Raw genomic sequence first — 16624 nt, forward strand, 5'->3', positions numbered from 1 at the left:
AGCTGCGACTCTTTCGAGTCGGGACGACAGGATTTGAACCTGCGACCCCTTGACCCCCAGTCAAGTGCGCTACCAAGCTGCGCCACGTCCCGTCGTGCCCCGGTGTCCCGGCGGCACATGCAGAACATTACCCCACGCCGAGGGGTGTGCACGCACCGGTGATCGGCGGGGGCGAGGATGGAGCGGTGAACGCACGGGATCGGGACGACGAGGGGCGGGCGCGCAGCGCGCGGCCGCGGGACGGACTGGGGCGGCCGCTGCCGTACGGGGTGCCCGGGGTCGAGCGGCAGGCCGAGGGGGTGGTGCGCTCGGCCGGGGAGACCGTCCGCGAGGCGCAGCGGCTGCTGGACGCCGGGATGCCGTTCCACGCGCACGAGGTGTTCGAGGACGCCTGGAAGTCGGGGCCCGCGGAGGCGGCCCCGCTCTGGCGGGGGCTCGCGCAGCTCGCGGTCGGGCTGACCCACGCCGCACGCGGGAACACGGTCGGCGGGGCCCGGCTGCTGCGGCGCGGGGCCGCCGGGATCGAGGGGCTGGACGGGCGACCGTACGGGATCGACGTGCCGGGGATGGTCCGGTGGGCCCGGGAGCTGGCCGGCCGCGTGGAGGACGGCGGGCGGCGGGAAGGCGGACCGCGGGACGGCGTTCCCCCGGTCGATCCCGTACGGGAGGCACCACGGCTCGGGGGCGGCCTGCCTGGCGCCCCCTAGTGCGGCCACAGCGCCGGCGCTGGGCGGCCGTCCCGCCCGTTCGTCACTGCGCGGGCTGCAGGAGGTCCCAGCGGTTGCCGTACAGGTCCTCGAAGACGGCGACGGAACCGTACGCCTCGTGGCGGGGCTCCTCCAGGAAGCGGACGCCCTCGGCGGTCATCCGGGTGTGGTCGCGCGCGAAGTCGTCGGTGTGGAGGAAGAAGCCGACGCGGCCGCCCGTCTGGTCGCCGACCCGGGAGCGCTGCGCGTCGTCCTTGGCGCGGGCCAGCAGCAGCGCGGCCTCCTTCGCGCCGGGCGGGCGGACCACGACCCAGCGGGAGCCGTCGGGGCGGGCGGTGTCCTCGGCGAGGTCGAAGCCGAGGGCGCGGGTGTAGAAGTCGATGGCCTCGTCGTAGTCGTGGACCACGAGGGTGGTGAGGGCGATGTGTGCGGGCATGGCCCTATTGTGCGCCGAGCAGGACCACGTCGAGGGTCCGGGGGCCGTGGACGCCCTCGACCCGGTCGAGCTCGATGTCGCTGGTCGCGGAGGGGCCGGAGATCCAGGTCAGCGGACGGGTGGGATCGAGCAGGGGCAGCGCCTGGGGGACGGAGTCCACCACCTGGTCCGGGACGCGGACGACGCAGACGTGGTGGTCCGGGACCAGCGTGATGCGGCGCCGGCCCTGGGCGGGGCCGCCGTCGAGGACGATCGTGCCGGTCTCGGCGATGGCCAGGGCGCAGCCGGTCACGACGCTGTCCACGAGGTCGAGTTGGCGGGCGGTCGAGGCGCGGCGGTCATGGACGAGGGTGGCGTCGACGGCGGCCGTCCACCCCGCGGGCAAGCCGTGCGGGATCAGCACCTGCCGCGCGTCCCGCTCGGCGAGCAGCCGCATCAGGAGGTGCGGGAGCGCGTCCTCGTCGCTGCGGTGGACCTTCGCGCGGTACTCGGCGAGGTTGGCCGCCAGCAGGGCGGTCCGCTCTGCGGGGGTGCGCACGCCGTGGACCTGGAGGTAGTCCCGGGGGACCGCGGGTTCCGGCTCCGGGCCCCGGTCGCCCGTCGCCCGGCGGACGCGGGCCAGGATGCGGTCCTTGCTGCTCATCGGGACGCCTCCCGTTCCCGGGCCCACCACGCGCGGAAGGACTCGGCCGGGAGGGCGGGCAGCTCGCGGCTGTCGGTCCAGGCCCGCCCCGGCCCGGGCAGGCGGCGCGGGCGCAGCCGGCGGGCGCGGGCCAGGAGGCGTTGGGCGGTGCGCAGCGTGCCGGGGTGGTCCAGGAGCAGCCGGGCGGCGCGCATGGCGGCCCGTTCGGCGGCGTGGCCGTGCGCCGGACGGATCGTGACGCGGATGCCGTCGCGGGTCACCGGGCCGCCCTGGACCACCCGTTCGCGCAGGTGGACCAGGACCTCGGGGATGTCGATGGCGACGGGGCAGACCTCGTAGCAGGCCCCGCACAGGGTGGAGGCGTACGGCAGGGAGGCGTCGATCGCGCTGCCCGTGCCGCGCAGTTGGGGGCTGAGGACGGCGCCGATGGGGCCCGGGTAGACGGAGCCGTAGGCGTGGCCGCCGGCGCGTTCGTAGACGGGGCAGACGTTGAGGCAGGCGGAGCAGCGGATGCAGCGCAGGGCCTGGCGGCCGACGTCGTCGGCGAGGGTGTCGGTGCGGCCGTTGTCGAGGAGGACGAGGTGGAAGGCGGAGGGGCCGTCGCCGTCGGTCGTACCGGTCCACATCGTCGTGTACGGGTTCATCCGCTCGGCCGTGGAGGAGCGCGGCAGCGTCTGGAGGAAGATCTCCAGGTCCCGGAAGGTGGGGACGACCTTCTCGATGCCCACGACGGAGATCAGCGTCTTGGGCAGGGTCAGGCACATCCGGCCGTTGCCCTCGGATTCGAAGACGACCATCGTGCCCGTCTCGGCGACCATGAAGTTCGCTCCGGAGACGGCGACTTCGGCCCGCAGGAACTTCTCGCGCAGGTGCAGGCGGGCGGCTTCGGCGAGCTCGCGCGGGTCGTCGCCGAGCCCGTCGGGCGAGGGCCGGCCCCAGTTGCCCATCTGCGAGCGGAAGATGTCGCGGATCTCGGCGCGGTTGCGGTGGATGGCGGGGACCAGGATGTGGGAGGGCCGGTCGTGCCCGAGCTGGACGATCAGTTCGGCGAGGTCCGTCTCGTACGCGGTGATCCCGGCGGCTTCCAGCGCTTCGTTGAGGCCGATCTCCTGGGTGGCCATGGACTTGACCTTGACGAGCTCCCGCTCGCCGGTGGCGAGGACGAGGTCCGTCACGATGCGGTTGGCCTCGGCCGCGTCGGCCGCCCAGTGGACGGTGCCGCCGGCCGCCGTGACGGCCGCCTCCAGCTGGAGCAGGTAGCGGTCGAGGTGGCGCAGCGTGTGGTCCTTGACGGCCTTGCCCGCCGCGCGCAGCCGGTCCCAGTCCGACAGTTCGGCCACCGCGCGGGCGCGCTTGTCGCGGATGGTGTGCGTGGCGTGCCGGAGGTTGCCGCGCAGCACCTCGTCCCGTACGGCCTCGCGCGCCGCATCCGCAAAGGCCGGGAAGGCGGAGGCAGCGGCCGGCGCGCCGGAGGCGGCAGCGGAGCCTGGGAAGGCCGGGACGGCCGGCATGCCGAGGAAGGTGCGGTCGGCTCGCGCGGTCACGGTGTGTGCTCCTCGTCCCCGGTCGCGGCCAGGATCTCGGCGAGGTGCACGGTCCGCAGCGGGGCCCCGGCCCGGCGCAGCAGCCCGTCGAGGTGGGCCAGGCAGGAGTTGTCGGCGCCGCACAGCACCTCGGCGCCGGTGGCGACCGCGTTGCCGATCTTGTCCGTGCCCATGGCGGCCGACACGTCCGGGTTCTTGACGGCGAAGGTGCCGCCGAAGCCGCAGCACTCCTGCGCGCCGGGCATCTCGACCAGGTCCAGGCCCCTGACCGCGGCCAGCAGCCGCCGCGGCCTCTCCCCCAGCCCGAGGCTCCGCAGGCCGTGACAGGACGGGTGGTAGGTGACGGTGTGCGGGAAGTACGCGCCCACGTCGCTCACGCCGAGGACGTCCACCAGGAATTCGGTCAGTTCGTACACCCGCGGCGCCAGGGATCCGGCGAGGCCGGAGAGCTCCGCCCCGCGCCCCTCGGCCTGCGCCCTGCGGCCGATGCGCGGGTAGTTCTCGCGGATCATCGCGGCGCAGGACCCTGAGGGGGTGACGACGTACGCGTACCCGGCGAAGGCCCGGGCCGTACGGCGCAGCAGGGGTTCGGCCTCGCGCCGGTAGCCGGTGTTGTACTGGGGCTGCCCGCAGCAGGTCTGGGCCGCCGGGAAGTCCACGGTGACCCCGAGCCGCTCCAGGAGGCGGACGACGGCGATGCCGGCGCGGGGGTAGAGCGCGTCGTTGACGCAGGTGACGAACAGGGCGACACGCATGACGGGCAGAATAGCCGGGTGAAGAAGTTCTCAGTGATCGGCATAGGCGCGGGCGACCCTGACCACCTGACCCTCCAGGCGGTCAGGGCGATCGGCGCGGCGGACGCATTCCTCATCCTGGAGAAGGGCGAGGAGAAGGCGGACCTGACCGGGCTGCGGCGCGCGATGCTCGACGAGCACGCGCGCCCCGGCCACCGGCTGGTGGAGGGCCGCGACCCGGACCGGGACCGGGCCCCCGCCGACTACACCCCGACGGTGGACGGCTGGCGCAGCGCGCGGGCCGAGCTCTTCGAGCGGTTCATCGCGCAGGACCTGGCGGAGGGCGAGACGGGGGCGTTCCTGGTGTGGGGCGATCCCTCGCTGTACGACTCCACGCTCGCCATCCTGGACGAGGTGCTGGAGCGGGGGCGGGTGGCCTTCGAGCACGAGGTGGTCCCCGGCATCAGCAGCGTCTCGGCGCTGCTGGCCCGGCACCGGACCCAGCTGAACCGGGTCGGCCGGCCGGTCCAGATCACCACCGGGCGGCGGCTGGCCGAGGGCTGGCCCGACGGGGTGGACGACGTGGTCGTGATGCTCGACGCGCGGCACGCCTTCACCGCCCACCTGGACCAGGACCTGTTCATCTACTGGGGTGCCTACGTCGGCACGCCGGACGAGATCCTGGTCTCGGGCCGGCTCGCCGACGTCGCCGGGCGGATCGAGGAGCTGCGCACCGAGGCCCGGGCCCGCAAGGGCTGGATCATGGACACCTACCTGCTCAGGCGCGGCTGAGGGCTCATCGCAGGTAGTCGGGGAGGGCGGCCGCCAGGCGTTCGTACTCCCCGGGCCGGTTGTAGATCTGCCCGCAGATCCGGATGCCGCCGGCGCCCGGCCAGGCCCAGATCAGCACCCGGACGCGCAGCCGCGCGGCGAGCTCCTCGCGCAGCGCGCGGGCGCCGTCCTGGGTCTGGGCGACGCCGGGCGGCAGGCGCAGCGTGCGCATGGCCAGGCCGGGGGTGTGCGGGAGCGCGGCGAGGCCGGGGATCTGGGCGAGCAGCGCGGCGCCGTGGGCGGCGAGGGCGCTGTTGTGGGCGCGCACCCGGTCGGCGCCGAGGCGCTGCTGGAGGTCCAGGCCCTCGGGCGCGGCGAGCCAGCCGGTGTAGTCGGCGGTGGCGCGGTTCTCGACGGACCGCGGGAAGCCGTGCTGGTCCTCCCAGGACGGTACGAGCGCCCGGATGCGGCCGCGGTGCTGCGGGGCGACGGCGAGGATCCCGCTGCCGGGCGGGGCGTAGCCCCATTTGTGGAGGTTCCCGAACCAGAAGTCGGCGCCGCCGGCGAGGGGCTCGGCGAGCATCCCGGGGGCGTGGGCGCCGTCGACGACCGTGGTGATCCCGCGCGCCGCGAGGTCGGCGAGGAGCCGGGGGCCGGCGATGAGGCGGGCGGTGGGCGAGCTGACGTGGTCCAGGACGGCGACCCGGGTACGGGGCGTCAGGGCGGCCAGTACGGTCTCGCGGACGGCGTCCTCGTCGGGTAGGCCGGGGTCCAGGGCCACGGTGGTGACCGGTGCGCGGCGGGCGGCGGCCGCGACCACGGTGCCGTAGCCGTGGTCGGTGACGAGGATCTCGTCGCCGTCGTCGAGCGGGATGGCGTCGAGGGCGAGGTTGGCGCCCTCGGTGGCGTTGGCGATGAAGGCGATGCCGTCGGGGTCGGCGCCCAGGTGCGCGGCGATCCGGGTCCGGGCCGCGGCGAGCCGGTCGGGGACGGCGAGGAAGAAGGCGTCGGGGTCGGCGTGGGCCTCGGCGCGCAGCGCGGCCTGGGCCTCCTGGACGGGGACGGGGACCGCGCCGAAGGAGCCGTGGTTCAAGTGGGCGACGCCCGGGTCGAGGCGGAAGAGCCCCGGGCCGCCGGGGAACCCGGCGGGCGGCTCGGCGGGGAGGGTCGGCTCGGTCACGGGTCCTCCGGGGGTGCGGCGTTCGCGGCGCGGCCTGGTGCGGCGCGGCCTGGTGCGGCGTGGCCTGGTGCGGCGTGGCCTGGTGCGGCGTGGCGTGGTGCGGCGTGGCGTGGTGCGGCTGTCCTGCGGATCATCTCCCGGCGCCGCCGTGACCGGTACCCCGTCCGTCCGGCCGCTCCCGGCATGATCCGGTCTGGTCCGGTCAGATCCGGTCAGATCCGGCGTGGTCCGGCCCGGCCCGGCCCCGCCCGGTCCGGCCGCCGACCGAGTAGGCAGGGCTCCGGCCCCCCGGGCCGGGACCGGCCCTCCATGACGGACCCGCCCGGGGGCTACTGGGCGCGGCCGCTGGTCGCCGCGTAGTACTGGAGGTCCTGGACCTCCACCTTGGGATCCACCGGGAAGGGCAGCTTCACGTCCGCCCCGGCCTTGCCGTCCCGTACCACCGCCGCCGTGGCGGTGCCCGTCTTCAGCGGCAACAGCTCGCAGTGGACTCCCGCGGGTGCCTGGTGACTGCTCTTGGCGGACCCGGTGGCCGTGCGCACCGTCGCGGGCTCGGCGAGGAAGCTGAGCACCTCCACGGTGTCGCGGGCGGCGGCGCTGCCCTTGCGCAGCGCCATCATCAGGGACTGGTCGCCCGTCGGGTCGGCGTTCGCGAACTGGGTGCGGGCGCTGAGGTACAGCGTGTCCCGGACGATCTTCGGCCAGCTGCCCGTCTTGAACTTGGTCAGGTAGTACGAGGTCAGGTCGAGGTAGGCGTAGCCGTTGTGCAGCGAGGGCGCGAAGTGGCTGCCCTCCGAGTAGTCGTTCCAGGTGGTGAGCTGGACCCAGTCGGCGCCGTCCTCGATGGCGTGCGTCCAGGTCGAGCGCAGGGTCGCGGTGTTCCCGGCCTCGTCGTAGATGCCCTGGTTGGGCCGGGCGTCCTGCACCGAGACGGGCTGCATCCAGATCTTGCCCATGCCGTGCGCACGCTGCACGTCACGGGTGTTGCCCTCCTGGCCGACGTAGCTGCGGCTGCCCCATTCCGAGAAGCCGTGACTGATCGGGGCGAACTCGCCGTTGTGCGCGCCGAAGTCGAGGAGGAGCGGGACGAAGGCGGTGCGGATGCCGTGCCGGGACTTCAGTACGTCCATGACCCGGGTCCACCAGGCCGCGCTCTTGGCCTCCGCCTTGAAGGGCGAGACGACGAGCCGTCCGTCGGGGAGCCGGTGGGCGGCGGGGGCGCCGCCGAGGGTGGCGATCGCGTCGGCGAGGACGGCGGGGTCGTCGGTCTTGAGCGAGGTCATGTCCGGCATCAACATGATCTTGAACGACGGATCCACCGAACGGGCCGCCGCCATCAGGAGGTTGGAGCGGTCCCAGTTCTTGCCGGAGAGGGACAGCACGTCGAGGGTGAAGCCGTCGATGCCGGCCGCGCGGGCCGTGCGCACCTCCTGGCGGAGGTTGGCGTACTCCCAGTCGCCGCCCTTGGGCGGTGTGGGCAGCGGCCGGTCGCGCAGCAGGCCGCCGTACCTCTCGTGCTTGCCGCTCTCGCCGTCCGGGTCGAGGTAGTTGCGGGTGTAGTAGTCGCCGTCCGCGCTCACGTTGTCGAGGGAGAGCGGGTACGGCGTGAAGTAGTGGGCGAAGACCAGCTTCCTGCCCGCCGCGCCCGAGCGCAGGGCGGCCGGCTGGGGCATGTCGAAGGGCAGGGCTCCGGCGGGGCGTTCGGCGCCGGTCTCGGCCGCGCCCTCGGGGGTGCCCTCGGCGGCCGCTCCCTCGGTCTGCGGCTCGACCCCGGTGGACTGCGGGGCGGCCGGTGCGGGGCCTGCGGTCTCGGCGGCCGCGGTCGGTGCGGTGGGCCACGGCGCGCCGGCGCGGGGAACCGGGCCGGCCTGGCCGGCGGCCGCGCCGAAGGGGTCCCAGGCGATGCCGGTGGCCGCACACACGCCGACGAGGAGGAAGCCGGTCATCAGGAGCAGCAGCGGTCTGCGTCCCCGGAAGCCGGGTCTGCGCCGGTGCGACCCCGGCCCGGCCGGCCTGCGCACCCGCTGTCGCGCCCGCCGCCCCCGCGCTCGCCGGTCCGTTCCCCGGTCCGCAGTCATCGTGTCCCTCCCGCGCATATGCCCCGGTCGGGGCTGCACAGCAGTACAGCCCACAACCGGCTTCCGGACAACCGTTCGCAGGCGCCCGGGCCCGGACGCGTACGTCACGGGGACCATGCGCACTACGCCGGGCCCGGGAGCCCGGCGCCCGTGACCTCCTGGGCGACGTCTACGGGATCATCGACGCCGCGGGAAACCGGAGGCGGCTCGGTCCCGGCCGACGGAATGCGAAATTCCCCTGGCCTTACGGCAGAAGCGGCGCATAATCGTCGTCACGCGGCTCGAATCGACCCTGTTGCCGCGCTTGGTCACGCATGCAATGGGGGGCATCGTGCCGATGAGGGAACCAGGGCCGTGCGGCACGCTGCCGGTGACGTCCGGTGAGATGTCACGGCTGCTCGCCGCCGTGCGCCGCGGGCGCGTGCTGTCCGTGACCGGCGCCCTGCGCGGACCACGGAGCGTGCTGGTGCGCGAGATCGCCCGGCGGCTCGCGTCCAACTTCTACGACGGGGTCGCGGCCATCGCCTTCGATCCGGACCACGGCGGCTACGGGGTGCGCGAACTGACGGCCGAACTCGGCTGCGTACCCGGCATGCCCTTCCTGCCGTGCGGGACCGCGAACGCCGCCTCGTGGCTGGCCGAACGGGACATGCTGCTCGTCCTGGACGGCACCGAGGAGCTGCACCCCGACGCCGCGGCGTGGCTGCGGGGCCTGCTCGACGTAGCCCCCGGCGTGCGGATCCTCGCGGCCGGTCGGTCCCCGCTGGGCTTCGAACAGGAACGGGTCCACCGGCTCTGAGGTCCGGGGGCCGGAGCGTGCAACACCGACGCGACGGCTGCACCACCGGCCGCGAGCTCCCGGCCGCCGCCGCCCGGGCGCCGGGGGCGGCCGGAGCCCGCGCCCGCGCCGGGATCCGGCGCGGGCCGACCCCCCGTGCACCGCGGGTCACGGGGCATGCCGCGGTCCCGCGTCGTGGCCGTGACGGACGGCCGCGGACACGGCTGCGCCCCGGCCGGGCGGGTGCCGGCCGGGGCGATAGGCGTAGGGCTGCCGGGACCGGGCCCCGGAGCCGCGACGGCGGCTCCGGACGGCGGCTCCGGGGCGGCGGATCCGGGGGCGGATCAGCCCAGGGTCGCGATGGCCTCGTTGAAGGTCGCGGACGGACGCATGATCGTCGACGCCTTGGCGGCGTCGGGCCGGTAGTAGCCGCCGATCTCGGCCGGGGCGCCCTGTACCGCGATCAGCTCGTCGACGATCCGCTGCTCGGACTCGGCCAGCGTCTTGGCGAGCGGGTCGAAGGCCGCCGCCAGCTTCGGGTCGTCGGTCTGGCGGGACAGCTCCTGCGCCCAGTACAGGGCGAGGTAGAAGTGGCTGCCGCGGTTGTCGATCCCGCCCAGCTTGCGGCTCGGCGACTTGTCCTCGTTGAGGAAGGTGCCGGTCGCGCGGTCCAGGGTGTCGGCCAGCACCTGGGCGCGGGCGTTGCCGGTGGTCGTGGCGAGGTGCTCGAAGGAGACGGCCAGCGCGAGGAACTCGCCGAGCGAGTCCCAGCGCAGGTAGTTCTCCTTGACCAGCTGCTGGACGTGCTTGGGGGCGGAGCCGCCGGCGCCGGTCTCGAAGAGGCCGCCGCCGTTCATCAGCGGGACGACCGACAGCATCTTGGCGCTGGTGCCCAGCTCCAGGATGGGGAAGAGGTCGGTCAGGTAGTCGCGCAGCACGTTGCCGGTCACCGAGATGGTGTCCTCGCCGCGGCGGATCCGCTCCAGCGAGTACGCGGTGGCCTCGACCGGCGAGAGGACCTTGATGGTCAGACCGTCGGTGTCGTGGTCGGCGAGGTACGTCTTGACCTTGGCGATCAGCTGCGCGTCGTGCGCGCGGCCCTCGTCGAGCCAGAAGACGGCCGGGTTGCCGGTGGCGCGGGCGCGGGTGACGGCGAGCTTGACCCAGTCCTGGATCGGCGCGTCCTTGGTCTGGCAGGCGCGGAAGATGTCGCCGGCGGCGACCTCCTGCTCCAGGACCGCGTTGCCCTCGGCGTCGACGACGCGGACGGTGCCCGCGGCGGCGATCTCGAAGGTCTTGTCGTGGCTGCCGTACTCCTCGGCCTTCTGGGCCATGAGGCCGACGTTCGGCACCGAGCCCATGGTGGACGGGTCGAAGGCGCCGTGCGCGCGGCAGTCGTCGATGACGGCCTGGTAGACACCGGCGTAGCTGCTGTCCGGGAGGACCGCGAGGGTGTCGGCCTCGGCGCCGTCCGGACCCCACATGTGGCCGGAGGTGCGGATCATGGCCGGCATGGAGGCGTCGACGATGACGTCGCTCGGGACGTGCAGGTTGGTGATGCCCTTGTCGGAGTCGACCATCGCGAGCGCGGGGCCCGCGGCGATCTCGGCGTCGAAGGACGCCTTGATCGCGTCGGCCTCGGGGAGCGCGGCGAGGCCGTTCAGGATGGTGCCCAGACCGTCGTTCGGGGACAGGCCGGCGGCGGCGAGGGTCTCGCCGTACCGCGCGAAGGTCTTGGGGAAGAAGGCGCGGACCACGTGGCCGAAGATGATCGGGTCGGAGACCTTCATCATCGTGGCCTTGAGGTGCACGGAGAACAGGACGCCCTCGGACTTGGCGCGCTCGATCTGGTCGTTCAGGAAGGTGCGCAGCGCGTCGACGTGCAGTACGGACGCGTCCACGACCTCGCCGGCCAGGACCGGTACGGAGTCACGCAGGACGGTGGTGGCGCCGTCGGCGGCGACGTGCTCGATGCGGAGCGTGCCGGCCTCGGCCATCACGGCGGACTTCTCGGTGGAGCGGAAGTCGTCGGCGCCCATGGTGGCGACGTTCGTCTTCGACTCGGAGGTCCAGGCGCCCATGCGGTGCGGGTGGGCCTTGGCGTAGTTCTTGACCGAGGCCGGAGCGCGGCGGTCGGAGTTGCCCTCGCGCAGGACCGGGTTGACGGCGCTGCCCTTGACCTTGTCGTAGCGGGCGCGGATCTCGCGCTCCTCGTCGCTCTTCGGGTCGTCCGGGTAGTCCGGCAGGGCGTAGCCCTGGGCCTGGAGCTCGGCGACCGCGGCCTTGAGCTGCGGGATCGAGGCCGAGATGTTGGGAAGCTTGATGATGTTCGCTTCGGGGGTCTTCGCCAGCTCGCCGAGCTCGGCGAGGGCGTCGGCGATCCGCTGGCTCTCCTCGAGGTACTCGGGGAAGCTGGCGATGATCCGACCGGCCAGGGAGATGTCACGGGTCTCGACATTCACACCGGCCGTCGACGCGTACGCCTGGATCACAGGCAGGAACGAATACGTCGCGAGGGCCGGGGCCTCGTCAGTGTGCGTGTAGATGATGGTCGAGTCAGTCACCGGATGCTCCGCTCCACAGTCTGCGTCTCTCGTCTGCAACATTGCTCGACATCAAGATATCTCGTGATCGGGCCGGTCCGGACAGCCCCCCGCCCCTGTCTGCGGGAGACGCGTGTCACGCCTGCGCGTGACCGTCTCGCCCGCCGGGCCCCGGGAACGGCGAAAGCGCCGCCTGCCGGCCGTTTCCGGCCGGGGCGACGCTCAGGCACTGCGACCTGCGGGGCAGGTCAGACGTGGACGGCCTTGGGGCTCGGGCCGTACTCGTTCGGCTGCGGCTGACCCTCGGTGGCCATGAGGACGAGGAGCCAGATGCCACCGATGAGGGGGACGAAGCTGATGAGCATCCACCAGCCGGACTTGCCGGTGTCGTGCAGGCGGCGGACGCCGACCGCGAGGCTCGGCAGGAACACGGCCAGGGCGTAGATCGCGTACAGCAGCGGGTAGGTGCCGATCAGGTTGTCGATGACAGCGACGATGATCAGGGCGATCAGGTTGAAGAGGACGAACATCCAGTACTCCTGGCGGCGCGCGCGGCCGGAGAACTCGGTGTACTTCTTCAGGACGTCGGTGTAGTAGTGCATGGTCCCCCCAGAGGACGGAATTTCGGCCCGTCCTGCTGGAGCAAGCCGGGGCAGAACTTATGCCCCGCTTATGGCGCGGTCAAGCCAGTTCCGGCGACACCATTTCGGCCGCACGGGCCGATTTCCGGTACGGAAAGTCCCTTTGGCCGGAGGTGACAGGGGCGCCGTGTCCCGGGAAGTCCGTAACGTCCCGGCTGCGGGGTCGCTTTGGGTCATCGCGGCGGTGCCGGTGGGCCCGCAGATCGTTACCGCACTGCGACGCGCCGGGAGCGCCCGGCGAAGGCCCGGACGAGGCGCCGCGGCCCGGGCCCTGAGGAGGGGCCCGGGCCCGGAGCGCGGCGGTCGGCGCCCCGCGGGCGGTGCGTCAGCCGATGTGGAAGGAGTCCCCGTAGACCTTCCAGTCGAGGGGGGTGTCGAGGTTGAGGTTGCCCTTCTTCAGGAAGACGCGCTGCGCGGTGTCGACGCGACTGGTGTCGCTGTGCGCCTCCTCCTGCTTCATCGCCCAGACGCGGGCGTCGAGGAAGGCGTTCAGCCAGGTGGTCTCGTTGCCGCCCTGGGCCGGGGGCTTGGCCTTGGACAGGGCGCGCTTGCGGATGTTGCGGAAGCTGGTGGAGTCGCCTCCGTCGCCGTGCATGACGATGGCGTCGTAGTAGATGAACTGGCCGAGGGCGCCGACCCCGTCGGATTTGCCCTGCTTGACCGCCGGGTTGAAGTAGACCCGGTCGCGCTCGTGGTCCTGGGCCTTCTTGAACTCGGCGTCCCGGGCCGCCTTCGCCCAGTCCTTGGTGAAGTCGGGGTCGAGGCCGGCGTGCGAGTCGGAGCCGTCGACCTTGCGCAGGGCGGGAAGGTACTTGGCGAGCACGTTGCCCGGCTTGACCTGCGTGTAGTACTCGACGAGGTCGAGCATGTCGCCCGTACCGGAACAGAAGCCGATGATGCCGGCCGTGTAGCCGCGGCCGTCGTCTATGTCCTCGATGTACTTGTACTGCGCCTTCCAGTCCAGCGAGGAGTTCTCCGCGCTGGAGACGATCTGCATGGCGATGTCCTTCTTCGCCGGATCGTCGAGCCCGACGGCCGCGGCCGCCGTCACGGTCGCGGCCGTGGCCGCGGTCGCCTTGGCGGGGGTGGCGCCGGCGGCGGTGACCGGTACGGCGAGGAGGGCGCTGCCGAGCAGTGTGCTGATCACCAGTGATGTGCGGTGAGGGGCGAACACAAGGCCTCCATGGGAGAGTTGAGGCGTTCCCGGTTTCGTTAGGAAACTTTACTACCAGAGTTCGCCACGCCTCAAGTCCCGGGCTTTGCGCAGCACTTGGCGGGCCCGGGTACGGGGGGAGGGGCGGCCCGCCGCCGGCGACCCGCCCCTCCCCTTCTTCGTCCGCCCGCGTCAGAGCCAGCCGTTGCGCCGGAAGCCGCGGTGGATCACGACGCACGCGAGCGCCATGACGACGAGGACGAGCGGGTACCCATACCTCCAGTGGAGTTCGGGCATGTGCTCGAAGTTCATGCCGTAGACCCCGCAGACCATCGTCGGCACCGCGACGATCGCCGCCCACGCCGTGATCTTGCGCATGTCCTCGTTCTGCGCGACCGTCACCATCGCGAGGTGCGCCTGGAGGATGGAGTCGAGCAGGTTGTCGTAGGCGCCGATCTGTTCGGTGGCCCGGGTGAGGTGGTCGGCCACGTCGCGGAAGTAGGCGCGGACCTCCGGCGGGATGACCGGTACGGGCTGGGTGGCCAGCTGCTCCAGCGGGCGGCCGAGGGGCGCCACCGCCCGGCGCAGTTCGAGCAGTTCGCGTTTGAGCTGGTAGATCCGGCCGGCGTCACCGCGTCCGCCGTCCTCGCTGAACACCGCGGTCTCGACGGCGTCTATGTCGTTCTGCACCGTGTCCGTGACGGCGAGGTAGTCGTCCACGACGTGGTCGGCGATGGCGTGCAGGACGGTCGCCGGGCCCTTGGCCAGCTGCTCCGGATCGGCTTCCAGGGCCTCGCGGACCGGGCCGAGCGTGCCGTGGCCCCCGTGCCGGATGGTGATGACGAAATCCTCGCCGGTGAAGGCCATCAGCTCGCCGGTCTCCACCACCTCGCTGGTGGCGGTGAGTTCCTCGTGCTCGACGTAACGCACCGTCTTGAAGACGGAGAACAGCGTGTCGTCGTACCGCTCGACCTTGGGCCGCTGGTGTGCGTGCACGGCGTCCTCGACGGCGAGCGGGTGCAGCCCGAACAGCTCCGCGAGCCCGGCCAGCTCCTCCTGCGAGGGTTCGTGCAGGCCGATCCAGACGAAGCCGTCGCCCGTCTTGCGGACGCGGCGCAGCGCCTCCTCGGCCTCCGAGCAGCCGTCCTGGCGGACGCCGTCCCGGTAGACCACGCAGTTGACCACGGCGCTGCCGAGCGGTGAGCGGGCCGGGTGGCTGAGGTCGACGGCCCGCCGGTAGCCGCGGCGCACGACCCGGCGGAGGTTGCTGAACATGGACAACGACGTGCTCCTCTTCGGCTGAACACCGGCCAGTGTGCCATCCCTCCCGGGCAGCTCCCACGGCGCCGAGCGCCCTGCCGGGCCTTCACCCGCGGCAACCGCCCGGGTCAGGCCCGGTCGATGAAGACGCTCGTCGACTTCACCCGCGCCGTGGCGCGGGCACCCACTACCAGGCCGAGCTCCTCCACCGCCTCCCGCGTGAGCAGCGAGACGATGCGGTGCGGGCCGGCCTGGATCTCCACCTGTGCGTCCACGGCGCCCAGTTTCACGCCGGTGACGATCCCCGGGAAGGCGTTGCGCACCGAGGTGTACGGAGCTTCCTCGCCGTCGCCGCTCTCCTGGGCGGCCTCCACGCAGAACGCCGCCAGGTCCGGGCCGTCGACCATTCGCCGCGTACCCTCCCGGCGTGTGCGGAAGCGGTCGGCGTCCGCCCAGCGCCGGGCCGTGTCGACGCTCACGCCGAGCAGTCGCGCCGCCTGGCCGATCGTGTAGGACTCCATGCCCCGCAGCTTAGGCGCCGCCCGCCGAAGGCCCCCGGAGCGCCTGCGCCGCGGCCCCGGCGATGATCTGCGCCACCGTGGAGAGCGCCGGCGAGTCGAGTTTCCACTGCTGCCAGTACAGGGGGACGTCCAGTGGACGCCGGGGCGCCAGCAGGACCAGCTCTCCCGTCCGCACCAGCGGATGCGCCTGCTGCTCCGGCACCATCCCCCACCCCATGCCCGCGGCGACGGCGTCCCGGAACCCTTCCGAGGTGGGCACGTAGTGCCGCACCGGCCCGGCGGAGGCCGCCGCGTCCCCCGTCAGCGACCTCACGAAGACGTCCTGGAGCACGTCCTTGCGGTCGAAGACGATCACCGGGGCCCGCGGCAGGTCCTGCCCCGGCTCCCCCGCCAGGTGGCGCGCCGCGAAGGCGGGGGCGGCGGCGGCGTGGTACCGGGCCAGGCCCAGCATCCGTACGCTGCACCCGGCCACCGGGTCCGGCGAGGAGGTCACCGCCGCCATCACCTGGCCCTCCCGCAGCAGTGCGGTGGTGTACGACTCGTCCTCGCGGTGCAGCTCGATGCAGACCGGCGGGTCCTGCGGCACCCGGGCCAGCGCCGGGAGGAACCAGGTGGCCAGGGAGTCGGCGTTCACCGCGATCGGCAGCCGCACCGGGCCCAGCCCCTCGGCCATCCCCAGCTCGGCCCGCGCGTCACGCTCCAGCCGGGCCAGCTGCCGGGCGAAACGGACGACCACCTCACCCGATTCCGTGGCCCGCACCGGCTTCGTCCGCATCAGCAGCACCCGTCCGGTGCGCTGCTCCAGCGCCTTGACCCGCTGGCTGACCGCCGACGGCGTCACGTGCAGGGCGGCCGCCGCCGCGTCGAAGGTGCCCTCGTCCACCACGGCGAGCAGGGTCCGGACCTGGTCGAGGGGAAGCTCATCCATCACGAACGCTAAAGGTACGTGAAAATCCTTAGCTGTACTGTACCGCTGCCGCTGTCTACGGTCGGAGCCATGACTCACGGCATCATCACGGCGGCACTCGCCGGCTTCGGCACCGGACTCTCCCTCATCGTCGCCATCGGCGCGCAGAACGCCTTCGTCCTGCGCCAGGGCGCCCGCCGCCACACGGTGCTCGCCGTGGTCGCCATCTGCGCCTTGTCCGACGCCCTGCTGATAGCTCTGGGCGTCGCGGGCGTCGGCGCCTTCGTGACCGCATGGCCCGCCGCGCTGACGGTGGTCGGCCTCGCCGGCGGGGGGTTCCTCGTCTGCTACGGGGTCCTCGCCGCCCGGCGGGTGCTGCGGCCCGGCCCCGAGGCCGCCCTCAGCGCGGAGGGGGCCGCGGCCGGCTCGGGCCGCCGGGCCGTGCTGACCTGCCTGGCCATGACCTGGCTGAACCCGCACGTCTACCTGGACACGGTCCTGCTGCTCGGCTCCCTCGCGGCCGACCGGGGTGACCTGCGCTGGGCCTTCGGCATCGGCGCCGGCCTGGCCAGTCTGACCTGGTTCGCCACCCTCGGCTACGGCGCCCGCCTGCTCACGGGCCTGCTCTCCCGACCCGCCGCTTGGCGCGTACTGGACGGCCTGGTCGCCGCGACCATGCTCACGATGGGCGGCCTCCTCCTCGCCCGCGCCTGACCCCTGGACCCACG

The 16624-nt window shown here is 73.1% G+C and carries 16 protein-coding genes and 1 tRNA gene; 4 read left to right on the top strand and 13 right to left on the bottom strand.

What is annotated here, in order from left to right; all coding sequences use genetic code 11:
• Positions 1-18: 18 nt before the first annotated feature.
• Positions 19-92: transfer RNA gene (locus AMK16_RS04395), tRNA-Pro, on the bottom strand.
• A gap of 93 nt (positions 93-185) precedes the next feature.
• On the opposite strand from AMK16_RS04395, the gene AMK16_RS04400 reads away from it, so the two are divergent.
• The gene (locus AMK16_RS04400) at positions 186-707 is read left to right on the top strand and encodes a DUF309 domain-containing protein (protein ID WP_073908746.1); all 522 of its coding nucleotides are present in this window, start codon (positions 186-188) and stop codon (positions 705-707) included.
• Positions 708-750: 43 nt separating this feature from the next.
• Here the strand turns inward: AMK16_RS04400 and AMK16_RS04405 are convergent, their stop codons facing one another.
• Genes AMK16_RS04405 through AMK16_RS04420 form a run of 4 tightly spaced genes read right to left on the bottom strand, consistent with a single transcriptional unit; the run spans position 751 to position 4085 of the window.
• Positions 751-1143: a VOC family protein gene (locus tag AMK16_RS04405; RefSeq protein WP_073908749.1), complete on the bottom strand. Its 393-nt coding sequence runs from the start codon at positions 1141-1143 to the stop codon at positions 751-753.
• 4 nt (positions 1144-1147) lie between these two features.
• Entirely contained in the window at positions 1148-1786 is a 639-nt protein-coding gene (locus AMK16_RS04410) for a LutC/YkgG family protein (protein ID WP_073908751.1), read from the bottom strand.
• Positions 1783-3297: a lactate utilization protein B gene (locus AMK16_RS04415; RefSeq protein ID WP_073910455.1), complete on the bottom strand. Its 1515-nt coding sequence runs from the start codon at positions 3295-3297 to the stop codon at positions 1783-1785. The genes AMK16_RS04410 and AMK16_RS04415 overlap by 4 nt, the downstream gene beginning before the upstream one ends.
• A 29-nt stretch (positions 3298-3326) precedes the next feature.
• Positions 3327-4085, bottom strand: a complete 759-nt coding sequence (locus AMK16_RS04420) for a (Fe-S)-binding protein (protein ID WP_073908754.1) — start codon at positions 4083-4085, stop codon at positions 3327-3329.
• Positions 4086-4103: 18 nt separating this feature from the next.
• On the opposite strand from AMK16_RS04420, the gene cobF reads away from it, so the two are divergent.
• Positions 4104-4856, top strand: a complete 753-nt coding sequence (gene cobF / locus AMK16_RS04425) for a precorrin-6A synthase (deacetylating) (RefSeq protein ID WP_073908756.1) — start codon at positions 4104-4106, stop codon at positions 4854-4856.
• Between the two features lie 4 nt (positions 4857-4860).
• Here the strand turns inward: cobF and AMK16_RS04430 are convergent, their stop codons facing one another.
• Positions 4861-6015, bottom strand: a complete 1155-nt coding sequence (locus AMK16_RS04430) for an aminotransferase class V-fold PLP-dependent enzyme (protein ID WP_073908759.1) — start codon at positions 6013-6015, stop codon at positions 4861-4863.
• Positions 6016-6344: 329 nt separating this feature from the next.
• Positions 6345-7961 carry a glycoside hydrolase family 71 protein gene (locus AMK16_RS04435; RefSeq protein WP_073908763.1) on the bottom strand — a complete coding sequence of 539 codons (1617 nt, stop codon included), beginning with the start codon at positions 7959-7961 and terminating at the stop codon, positions 6345-6347.
• Between the two features lie 469 nt (positions 7962-8430).
• Between AMK16_RS04435 and AMK16_RS34860 the strand changes: the two genes are divergently transcribed.
• A complete protein-coding gene (locus AMK16_RS34860; protein WP_143196793.1) occupies positions 8431-8892 on the top strand; it encodes a hypothetical protein in 462 nt (153 codons plus the stop codon).
• Between the two features lie 323 nt (positions 8893-9215).
• On the opposite strand, the gene AMK16_RS04445 is transcribed toward AMK16_RS34860, so the two are convergent.
• From AMK16_RS04445 to AMK16_RS04470, 6 genes are all read right to left on the bottom strand, one after another.
• Positions 9216-11435, bottom strand: a complete 2220-nt coding sequence (locus tag AMK16_RS04445; protein ID WP_073908769.1) for an NADP-dependent isocitrate dehydrogenase — start codon at positions 11433-11435, stop codon at positions 9216-9218.
• 227 nt (positions 11436-11662) lie between these two features.
• Positions 11663-12016, bottom strand: a complete 354-nt coding sequence (locus tag AMK16_RS04450; RefSeq protein WP_073908772.1) for a DUF805 domain-containing protein — start codon at positions 12014-12016, stop codon at positions 11663-11665.
• A gap of 364 nt (positions 12017-12380) precedes the next feature.
• Complete coding sequence (locus tag AMK16_RS04455; RefSeq protein WP_199885339.1) at positions 12381-13229, bottom strand: chitosanase; 849 nt, start codon at positions 13227-13229, stop codon at positions 12381-12383.
• 171 nt (positions 13230-13400) lie between these two features.
• Positions 13401-14483 carry a magnesium/cobalt transporter CorA gene (gene corA / locus AMK16_RS04460; protein WP_073908776.1) on the bottom strand — a complete coding sequence of 361 codons (1083 nt, stop codon included), beginning with the start codon at positions 14481-14483 and terminating at the stop codon, positions 13401-13403.
• 113 nt (positions 14484-14596) lie between these two features.
• On the bottom strand, positions 14597-14989 hold the full coding sequence (locus tag AMK16_RS04465) for a TOBE domain-containing protein (protein WP_073908779.1): 393 nt from the start codon (positions 14987-14989) through the stop codon (positions 14597-14599).
• 10 nt (positions 14990-14999) lie between these two features.
• Entirely contained in the window at positions 15000-15917 is a 918-nt protein-coding gene (locus AMK16_RS04470; RefSeq protein ID WP_073908782.1) for a LysR family transcriptional regulator ArgP, read from the bottom strand.
• Between the two features lie 69 nt (positions 15918-15986).
• On the opposite strand from AMK16_RS04470, the gene AMK16_RS04475 reads away from it, so the two are divergent.
• Complete coding sequence (locus AMK16_RS04475; protein WP_073908785.1) at positions 15987-16610, top strand: LysE/ArgO family amino acid transporter; 624 nt, start codon at positions 15987-15989, stop codon at positions 16608-16610.
• Positions 16611-16624 lie beyond the last annotated feature (14 nt).

This window comes from Streptomyces sp. CB00455, from assembly GCF_001905445.1.
Taxonomy (GTDB): Bacteria; Actinomycetota; Actinomycetes; order Streptomycetales; family Streptomycetaceae; genus Streptomyces.

Bases quoted from the DNA above. Each gene is read 5' to 3' on its own strand.
- AMK16_RS04405 (WP_073908749.1), bottom strand. From the start codon at position 1,143: ATGCCCGCACACATCGCCCTCACCACCCTCGTGGTCCACGACTACGAC.
- AMK16_RS04410 (WP_073908751.1), bottom strand. From the start codon at position 1,786: ATGAGCAGCAAGGACCGCATCCTGGCCCGCGTCCGCCGGGCGACGGGC.
- AMK16_RS04415 (WP_073910455.1), bottom strand. From the start codon at position 3,297: ATGCCGGCCGTCCCGGCCTTCCCAGGCTCCGCTGCCGCCTCCGGCGCG.
- AMK16_RS04420 (WP_073908754.1), bottom strand. From the start codon at position 4,085: ATGCGTGTCGCCCTGTTCGTCACCTGCGTCAACGACGCGCTCTACCCC.
- AMK16_RS04435 (WP_073908763.1), bottom strand. From the start codon at position 7,961: ATGACCGGCTTCCTCCTCGTCGGCGTGTGTGCGGCCACCGGCATCGCC.
- AMK16_RS34860 (WP_143196793.1), top strand. From the start codon at position 8,431: ATGAGGGAACCAGGGCCGTGCGGCACGCTGCCGGTGACGTCCGGTGAG.
- AMK16_RS04450 (WP_073908772.1), bottom strand. From the start codon at position 12,016: ATGCACTACTACACCGACGTCCTGAAGAAGTACACCGAGTTCTCCGGC.
- corA (WP_073908776.1), bottom strand. From the start codon at position 14,483: ATGTTCAGCAACCTCCGCCGGGTCGTGCGCCGCGGCTACCGGCGGGCC.
- AMK16_RS04465 (WP_073908779.1), bottom strand. From the start codon at position 14,989: ATGGAGTCCTACACGATCGGCCAGGCGGCGCGACTGCTCGGCGTGAGC.
- AMK16_RS04470 (WP_073908782.1), bottom strand. From the start codon at position 15,917: ATGGATGAGCTTCCCCTCGACCAGGTCCGGACCCTGCTCGCCGTGGTG.
- AMK16_RS04475 (WP_073908785.1), top strand. From the start codon at position 15,987: ATGACTCACGGCATCATCACGGCGGCACTCGCCGGCTTCGGCACCGGA.